12 protein-coding genes are annotated in these 7,529 nt (G+C 58.5%); 8 read left to right on the top strand and 4 right to left on the bottom strand.

Features of this window, described 5'->3' with window-relative positions; all coding sequences use genetic code 11:
- Nucleotides 1–121: 121 nt before the first annotated feature.
- On the bottom strand, nt 122–1,219 hold the full coding sequence (locus VGP75_RS05675) for a histone deacetylase-like amidohydrolase (RefSeq protein WP_327542725.1): 1,098 nt from the start codon (nt 1,217–1,219) through the stop codon (nt 122–124).
- 6 nt (nt 1,220–1,225) lie between these two features.
- Entirely contained in the window at nt 1,226–1,459 is a 234-nt protein-coding gene (locus tag VGP75_RS05680; protein ID WP_327542726.1) for a DUF8831 family protein, read from the bottom strand.
- Nucleotides 1,460–1,606: 147 nt separating this feature from the next.
- Here VGP75_RS05680 and VGP75_RS05685 point away from each other — a divergent pair, with 147 nt between their 5' ends.
- Nucleotides 1,607–2,314 carry a M48 family metallopeptidase gene (locus VGP75_RS05685; protein ID WP_327542727.1) on the top strand — a complete coding sequence of 236 codons (708 nt, stop codon included), beginning with the start codon at nt 1,607–1,609 and terminating at the stop codon, nt 2,312–2,314.
- Here the strand turns inward: VGP75_RS05685 and trhA are convergent.
- A complete protein-coding gene (gene trhA, locus VGP75_RS05690; protein ID WP_327542728.1) occupies nt 2,311–2,949 on the bottom strand; it encodes a PAQR family membrane homeostasis protein TrhA in 639 nt (212 codons plus the stop codon). The two genes, VGP75_RS05685 and trhA, sit on opposite strands and share 4 nt — an antisense overlap.
- Nucleotides 2,950–3,085: 136 nt before the next feature.
- On the opposite strand from trhA, the gene VGP75_RS05695 reads away from it, so the two are divergent.
- The 3 genes from VGP75_RS05695 (at nt 3,086) to VGP75_RS05705 (ending at nt 4,384) form a co-directional block, all read left to right on the top strand.
- Nucleotides 3,086–3,445: a diacylglycerol kinase gene (locus tag VGP75_RS05695; RefSeq protein ID WP_327542729.1), complete on the top strand. Its 360-nt coding sequence runs from the start codon at nt 3,086–3,088 to the stop codon at nt 3,443–3,445.
- An 82-nt stretch (nt 3,446–3,527) separates the two neighbouring features.
- Nucleotides 3,528–4,058 (top strand): hypothetical protein, encoded by a 531-nt coding sequence (locus tag VGP75_RS05700; protein WP_327542730.1) that lies wholly within the window; start codon nt 3,528–3,530, stop codon nt 4,056–4,058.
- A 71-nt stretch (nt 4,059–4,129) separates the two neighbouring features.
- Entirely contained in the window at nt 4,130–4,384 is a 255-nt protein-coding gene (locus tag VGP75_RS05705; protein ID WP_327542731.1) for a DUF6455 family protein, read from the top strand.
- Between the two features lie 139 nt (nt 4,385–4,523).
- Here the strand turns inward: VGP75_RS05705 and ppk2 are convergent, their stop codons facing one another.
- Nucleotides 4,524–5,390, bottom strand: a complete 867-nt coding sequence (ppk2, locus tag VGP75_RS05710) for a polyphosphate kinase 2 (RefSeq protein WP_327542732.1) — start codon at nt 5,388–5,390, stop codon at nt 4,524–4,526.
- 145 nt (nt 5,391–5,535) lie between these two features.
- Between ppk2 and VGP75_RS05715 the strand changes: the two genes are divergently transcribed.
- The 4 genes from VGP75_RS05715 to VGP75_RS05730 all read left to right on the top strand — a co-directional run bounded on the left by VGP75_RS05715 (nt 5,536) and on the right by VGP75_RS05730 (nt 7,371).
- Nucleotides 5,536–5,757: a hypothetical protein gene (locus tag VGP75_RS05715; RefSeq protein ID WP_327542733.1), complete on the top strand. Its 222-nt coding sequence runs from the start codon at nt 5,536–5,538 to the stop codon at nt 5,755–5,757.
- A gap of 15 nt (nt 5,758–5,772) precedes the next feature.
- Nucleotides 5,773–6,132 carry a YigZ family protein gene (locus tag VGP75_RS05720; RefSeq protein ID WP_327542736.1) on the top strand — a complete coding sequence of 120 codons (360 nt, stop codon included), beginning with the start codon at nt 5,773–5,775 and terminating at the stop codon, nt 6,130–6,132.
- Nucleotides 6,133–6,210: 78 nt separating this feature from the next.
- Nucleotides 6,211–6,351: a hypothetical protein gene (locus VGP75_RS05725; protein ID WP_327542734.1), complete on the top strand. Its 141-nt coding sequence runs from the start codon at nt 6,211–6,213 to the stop codon at nt 6,349–6,351.
- A gap of 453 nt (nt 6,352–6,804) precedes the next feature.
- Complete coding sequence (locus VGP75_RS05730) at nt 6,805–7,371, top strand: hypothetical protein (RefSeq protein ID WP_327542735.1); 567 nt, start codon at nt 6,805–6,807, stop codon at nt 7,369–7,371.
- Nucleotides 7,372–7,529 lie beyond the last annotated feature (158 nt).

Below are 7,529 nucleotides of genomic sequence, written 5' to 3' on the forward strand. Positions count from 1 at the left end.
GTCCGCAAATCTGACCTTTTGCGCAAACTGCGCAACGGTCTGGTGCGGATGACAGGTGCTTGGCTTTTGTGTTGATTTCGCCCGCGTCGGGCTGGGCAAGCAGCGGTTCCAAGGCAACTGCCTAGAGTACTGCTTTCATCTCGGCCAGCCAATTGTCAACAAACGCATCAAACCGTGCATCCGGCTGGCGCAGGGGGAAGACCTCGGCGAAGGGGTCAGGGGCGGTGATTTTGCTGCCGGACATTTCCTGCAACACGTTGTGGCCGCAGAACGGGACATAGGTTTCCGAATAGCCGCCCTCGTGGACCATCACCAGTTTGCCGTCGCAGATGTCCGCCGCCAGCGCCATGACTTGGGCTGTCATCATCTGGAAGGTTTCGGCGGTGGCGAGCATCCGGCCCAGCGGGTCATTGGCGGCGGCATCAAAACCGCAGGCGATGATCAGCACATCCGGCGCGAAATCGCGGATGGCGGGCAGGGCGAGGCGCTCCATCGCGGCCAGATAGCCTGTGTGCCCCGTGCCGGGGGGCAGGGGGATGTTGAGGTTATAGCCTTTGCCGGCACCGGTGCCGCGGTCGGTAAAGGCGCCGGTGTCCATGGGGTAGTTGCGTTCTTGGTGGAGCGAGACGGTGAGGACATCGGACCGGTCGTAGAATACGGCTTCTGTGCCGTTGCCGTGGTGCACGTCCCAGTCGAGCACGGCAAAGCGGCCTGCCAGCCCTGCGGCTTTGGCGGCCTCGATCGCGATGCCGATATTGTTGAGCAGGCAGAACCCGTTGGGATAGTCCGGCAGGCAATGGTGGCCGGGCGGGCGCGAGAGGGAGTAGGCATTGGAAAGCTCACCGCGCAGGACCGCCGCAAGAGCGGCTTTGGCAAGACCGGCGGAAAGGGCTGCGAGTTCATACCCGCCGGGACCGAAGGGGGTGCGCCGCCCGAGTTCACCGCCGCCGGCGTCGGACAGCGCTTTGAATTCATCCAGATAATGCGCAGGGTGGACGCGCAAGAGGTCTTCGCGGGTTGCAGGGGCGGCACCTTGCAGCGCGAGGTCATTAGCAAGCCCTGTCACTTCGATCAGGTTCTTCAGGCGGCGCTTGGTTTCGGGGCTTTCGGGCAGGCCGCCGTCCAGTGGCTGGACCAATCCGCCCACTGGCAGCATCCCTGCATAATTGCCGCCACCGTGCCAAAAGCACCGTTCGTCCCAAAAGAAACCTGTGGTCATGTGCTGCTAGCCTTTGCGCAGTTGATAGATGCCTTCCGGCAGATCCAGCGCCGCCTCAAGATCGCGCAGTTGCGTGAGCGACAGCGTGATGCGGACCACCTCATCGGTGCGCGGATCAAACTGGGATATCGTGATGCAATCATCAAAGGCGTTGATGATGACGTCTTCTTTCAGGGGTGCGGCACCTTCGTCAACCAAGGTGACAACGGTGGCATCATAGTCGTGTTCGATTGTAAACATACGGCTAGCCTAGCCTGCGATTTGCGGGCTTACAATTGCGCAATGCCCTGTCGTGCGCGTTCTGTTGCTGTGTGCTTACATGCGCAGTTGCCGTGATCCGGGCAAATGCTAGTTTCGCTTTGAAAGCAAGTTGTCAGCGAAGGCCCCATGATCCGTTTTTTGCCCCTTCTTCTTTGCGTGGTCATCAGCGCCTGTTCCCCTGTGGTGGTCGAAGCACCGACGCCACAGCCGGTGATGCAAGCGGCCGCACCGGTGACGCCGCGCCTGTCCCAGCGGCAAGCGGTCGATAATTTCGACTTTGTCGTACGCCGCGTCAAACCGGTGGCCGAGCAATTCTGCCGCAGCAGCAGGCAGCAATCCAACTGCGATTTCCAGATCGTGATTGATACCCGTGCGGAACGCGGGGTGAATGCGTTTCAGACGCTCGATCGCGCGGGGCGTCCGGTGATCGGCTTTACGGTGCCGTTGATTGCCGAGGCGCGCAACCGCGATGAGCTGGCCTTTGTCATGGCGCATGAGGCGGCGCACCATATTCTTGGCCACATCGGGCGCCAGCAGCAGAACGCGGCCATGGGCGGGCTTTTGGTGGGGGCATTGGCCGGTGCGCTGGGGGCTACAGATATCGAGAGCGCACAGCGGATCGGAGCCACTGTGGGGGCGCGGACCTATTCCAAGGAATTCGAGCTGGAGGCCGATGCGCTGGGCACGCGGATTGCTGCGGCGGCCGGGTTCGATCCGCTGCGGGGCGCGGAATTCTTCTTCCGTATTCCTGATCCGGGGGATCGTTTTCTGGGCACGCACCCGCCCAACGCGGAACGCGTGCGCACTGTGCAGAGGGTTGCGGCAGGGCTTTAGGTGAGCGCCGCCATGGCGATTGCGATAGCCGCAAAGAAACACCCCGACGCGGTGACAACAAACCCGTGCCAGATCGCGGTCGAGAATTTCAGCGTTTCGCTGGCATAAAATGGCACACCCGCCGTATAAAGCAGGCCGCCAATGGCGATCAGCACCATCACGGATGCCGGCACAACCGGCCAGAGCGACCAGACAAGGGCAAGGCTGAGCCATCCCATGATCAGGTAGAGCGCTGGCCCGAACCGCCCCGGTGTTTGCCAGAAGAAGAGTTTGAGTGTCATGCCGATCACGGCCATGCCCCAGACGATTGCGAGCACCGCATAGGCAAAGCCGCTGCCGATCATCACCACAAGCGGCGTATAGGTGCCGGCAATCTTGAGATAGATGGCGGCGTGGTCAAAGCGGCGCAGGAGCGGGCGGATCCCTTCCCACGGGGTCATGTGGTAAAGGGCCGAGGCGACGAATGTCGCGATAAGCGTGGCGCCGTAGACGCAAATCGCAGCAATCTGTCCAGGCGTTGCGGTGCCCAGCGACCAGATGATCAGCACAATGGCCCCTGTGACGGCTCCCAACACGCCCACCGCGTGCATTGTGCCATCAGCGATACGTTCGGAGCGGGCGTAGGTGGGATACATGCGGTTTACCTTCGTTGTGACAAGCCGAATTTACTGGGGTCGCTCCTTGGGTCAAATGTTCCGTTGGGTCAGTGCAGGTCTTGGCAGCTGCGGCTTGATGGCGCAGTCTCAGTCTAGATCGCGAAAGGTTAAAATTATGTGGCAACAGGTTTTGCGGGTTCGGCAACGGGCAATCTGGTCATGGGACGGGTTTGCCCATGTGTACAAAACAGAAGGGTCGTTGTCGCAATGGCTCGTGGCGAATGTGGTCTTTGGCGTGCTGGCATTCATCTTGCCGCTTTCGGCGGGCGAACGGGGGATGCTGCTGATGGGCGGGATTATCGTGCTGGCCGCCGAGTGCATGAACACTGCGATCGAACGTGTTGTGGATGATATCAGCACGGAAAAACGCGATGCCGCAAAGCAGGCCAAGGACTGTGGGTCGGCGGCTGTAGCGGTGACGGCTGTGGGCGTTGGTGTTGCATGGGTCTGTGTAATTGTAGGCCTTCTGTCGTAGCGGCCTGTGCGACATTTTGGGGATGATCTTTTCGAGGGCGCGTCGCGGGCTAAGTTGACAAGTGACATCGATGGAGACAGCGATGCGCCTGACGACACTGACCCTCGCCCTGTTCCCGATGGCTGCCTTTGCCGCAGGTGGCGGGAGCGCGACGCCCCCCACGCCATCCGAGACAACCACGCAATGTGCCGAAGGGCAGGTCTTTGATCTGGCGACACAAAGCTGCATGGACCCCGTCGAGAGCACCAATGACGATAGCGCGCGACTGGATGATGTGCGTGAGCTGGCCTATGCGGGGTATTATCAGGCGGCCCTTGATGTGCTGGATACGCTTGAAGATCCGCAGGTCCCGCTCGCGTTGACCTATTACGGTTTCAACCACCGTAAAGCGGGCCGCGTTGATCGTGGCATGGCCTATTATGATGCGGCACTTGCGGCGGACCCGAACAATTTTCTGGCGCGGTCCTATATGGGGCAGGGGCATGTGGCCTCGGGTGATTTGGTGTTGGCGCAGGCGCAACTGACCGAAATCCGGATGCGTGGCGGGCGGGATACCTGGGCCGAGGCGTCGTTGGTGCAGGCGATTATCACTGGAAAGGGTGCGTCTTACTGACTTGATCTAGCGCAAGGTACCGATTCCGGCGGGGCGCTATCCTAAGCCTACCCGCAACCGGAGGATCAAAGATGCAAACCTTGGGCGACGCACGCGAACATTTCTGGCGTGTCATCAAAATGGCCGATGCCTGTGAGGTCGATCTTTCGACCGCGCTGGATGAAAATAGGATCAATATCGACGAATACGCCGATATGATCACCAGTTGCCGTGGTTGCACACAGGTCGGAAAATGCGATCGTCTGCTGGCGGATGCACCAAAGCTGGAGCACGCCCCTGAATATTGCGAAAATCGCGAGACTTTTGCCGCGTTGCATCAGGATTAAGCGACACAAGGCAAGACCTTGTATTGATGATTGCGCAAGGGATTGCGCGATCTCTTTGTCATTTCACAGAAATTATTGGTGCGCATGATCAGGCGCATGGGCGCAAGACCGTTAGATGTCTTGCGCCTGCAAGCAGGTCTTAGGCCCTTAACTTGCGCGTGTCCGGATGCAGGGCGGTGCCCAAAATATGTTCGGCACGATGGATCACCTTTTGCGCACTGCCGACAATCTGTGGCTGGGGGGCTTGGGCGATTGTGTGATCCTTGCCGGGGTAATCCAGCGTTGACAGGAAATGCCGCATGCAATTGAGGCGCGCGCGTTTCTTGTCATTGGATTTCACCACGGTCCATGGCGCGTCGGCGGTGTCGGTATAAAAGAACATCGCTTCTTTCGCTTCGGTATAGTCCGCCCATTTATCAAGGCTTGCCTTGTCGATCGGCGAGAGCTTCCACTGCTTGAGCGGGTCGGTCTCACGGGCGTCGAAGCGGCGTTTCTGTTCGGCCTGCGTGACCGAGAACCAGTATTTGTAAAGGCGGATGCCCGAACGGGTCAGCATCCGTTCCAGCTCGGGTGTCTGGCGCATGAATTCAAGGTACTCTTCGGGTTCGCAAAACCCCATGACCCGCTCAACACCTGCGCGATTGTACCAGCTGCGGTCATAAAGCACCATTTCGCCCGATGTCGGAAGGTGTTCGATGTAACGCTGGAAATACCATTGGCCGCGTTCTTCGTCTGTGGGTTTGTTCAGGGCCACGACGCGTGCGGCACGGGGGTTGAGGTGTTCGGTGAAGCGCTTGATCGTGCCGCCCTTACCAGCGGCGTCACGCCCTTCGAACAGCAGCACAAAACGCTGACCGGTCTCTTGCGCCCAAAGCTGGACCTTCAAAAGCTCTGCCTGTAACTCCGCCTTCTCCGCCTCATAGGGGCGGCGGGCCATGCGTGGCAGGCCTGCTGGCTTGCGGGTTCTGGGCAGTTTGGGCTTGTCGGCCACAACGGCATCTTGCATGCGCTTCTCCTTCTTTGCATGGCTGGAATGTAGCAAAGTAACGCTCCGTTCGCCTTGATGTGGGTCAAGCCTGTGACATTGCGCCGGTTGATTTAGTGCAGGGATGGGCTAACATTGTTTCACATTCCCACCCTAGGAGGACATTATGCGTCTCACAGTACTTGCCTTTGCGATGCTGCCTGCGGCAGCTTTTGCGCAAAATACCACCCTTCCGACCCCGACAGAGCCTGTCGCGCAAACCCAGACCTGCCCCGCAGGCACCGCATGGGATGCGACCGCCGGCGCCTGTGCGTCCACGTCCCAGTCGGCCGTGCCTGCGATGGGCAGCGGCTGCAGCTACAGCGCTGCGCGTGAGGTCACGTCCTGATCTGAGGACAAGGTCCTGAAGATCATCGAAAATGCAGTAAGCGACCGTGGATCGAAATACGCGGTCGCAGGTGGTCCTGTTGGGTCACCGGATGAGGCGCGGGCCTTTGTGAAGGCGCTGTGCCGCCGCAAGAAATTCGCCAAAGCGACCCATAATACATGGGCGGTGCTGCTGCCCGACGGCCCCCTGAAAAATGACAACGGCGAAAGCGGCGCAGGTATTGTGATCTTGCGGATGCTGGAGCGCGAAGGGCTTGAAGGCCACATCATCGTGGTGACACGGTGGTTTGGCGGCGTGAAGCTGGGCGGTGACCGCTTCCGCCGCGTGCAGGATGCGGTGCGGGTCTATCTGGATGCGACGGGGGTGTCGGGGTGAACCCCGGACCTGCTGGCCTTGTAAAGCGGGGCGGGCATGGTCACCTGTATCAGAGCCGCCCTATTTCGGGACGGCGCCATGAAAGGGATCACCATGTCCTTCAAAGACCTCAGCACACAAAAGACACCCGATACGGCCGTGAAAACGCCAAAGACCGAAACGGTTGCGGCCAAGCCTGATGCGAAAGCACCAGAAGCAAAGGCCCCCGCCAAGAGCTAACGGGCTGCGGGGGGAACCCTGCCGAATATGAATATGTGCGAAGGCGTGTCATGTGAGTGATGCGCCTTTTGTTTTTGGGGGTGCAATGGGAGGGCAGCGGCCGACCTGGAGGAGCCCTCTACAGCCGCTGGACGGGATGTAGGGTGGGTGAAACCCACGCGCCCGACACGTGGGTTTCACCCACCCTACGTATGCAATGGGAGTGCCGCGGCTGGCAAAGCAACCTAAACCCTCCGATACGCGTCTTGCGCAACATCAGGGCAGCGTCTGGACCTCGGGGTGGGTGCGAAGCGCCCTCTCCATGGGGGAGGGTTTGAGCCGACTTGATATCGATCCAGTCGGGCGATGTAGGTGTGAGTGGGTGGAGTCCACTACAGGCGTCTTGGTTTTCCCTATCTTCCGTTTAGGTTTATGGTGAAACTGAAACACGGACTCAGGCTAGGTACGAAGCTCATGGCGGAGAAATTTGAAATTAGGACTACGGCAGAGCGCTATATTCACAATGATCTGTCCAATTGTGCCCATTGGTTTCAAACAACTATGAACAAAAAATTTGAAGATGGCAATTTGGATGGATGTGGCTTGGACATGATGGCAGCCTTGGTTTTTGCCGCCTTCAGCGTTGAAGCTAAAGTTAACTTTGTAGGCTTTAAAGTCCTTGAAAATGGCTGGCCGGAAAGGGCGAACTTGCGTGAGAAAATTGATCTTCTGCTTAGAGTGCTGCCATTAGACTTCGAATGGGGTAATCGGCCCCTTCAAACGATCGCGGATTTGAAACGCTTTCGAGATACTCTAGCGCACGGGAAGCCTGAAATCATCGACAAGACTGAAATCTCAAATGTTGAACCTGAAGTGTGGGATGCGTTGAAATCGCAATGGGAAAAAAGGGTCAGCAGAGAATTTGTGAATCTCTGCAGAGAAGATGAAAAAGTACTTTGGAAAGCCCTATTGGATGCTGCTGATATACCAATTGATAAAACGCTGACTATCGGTGGACACGATCTGACAGTCATTAGATGAGGTAGGCTGCCAGATGAAAGAAGTGGACTGCATTTCGGTTTATTTTTCTATCCGCGTTTGCCCCACAAATCATACTCCCCCGCTTCCTCAACCGCGACCTTGACCACATCCCCCACGGCCAACCCCTCGGCCCCTTCATCAATAAACAGGTTCCCGTC

Source organism: Yoonia sp., from assembly GCF_036007805.1.
GTDB lineage: Bacteria > Pseudomonadota > Alphaproteobacteria > Rhodobacterales > Rhodobacteraceae > Yoonia.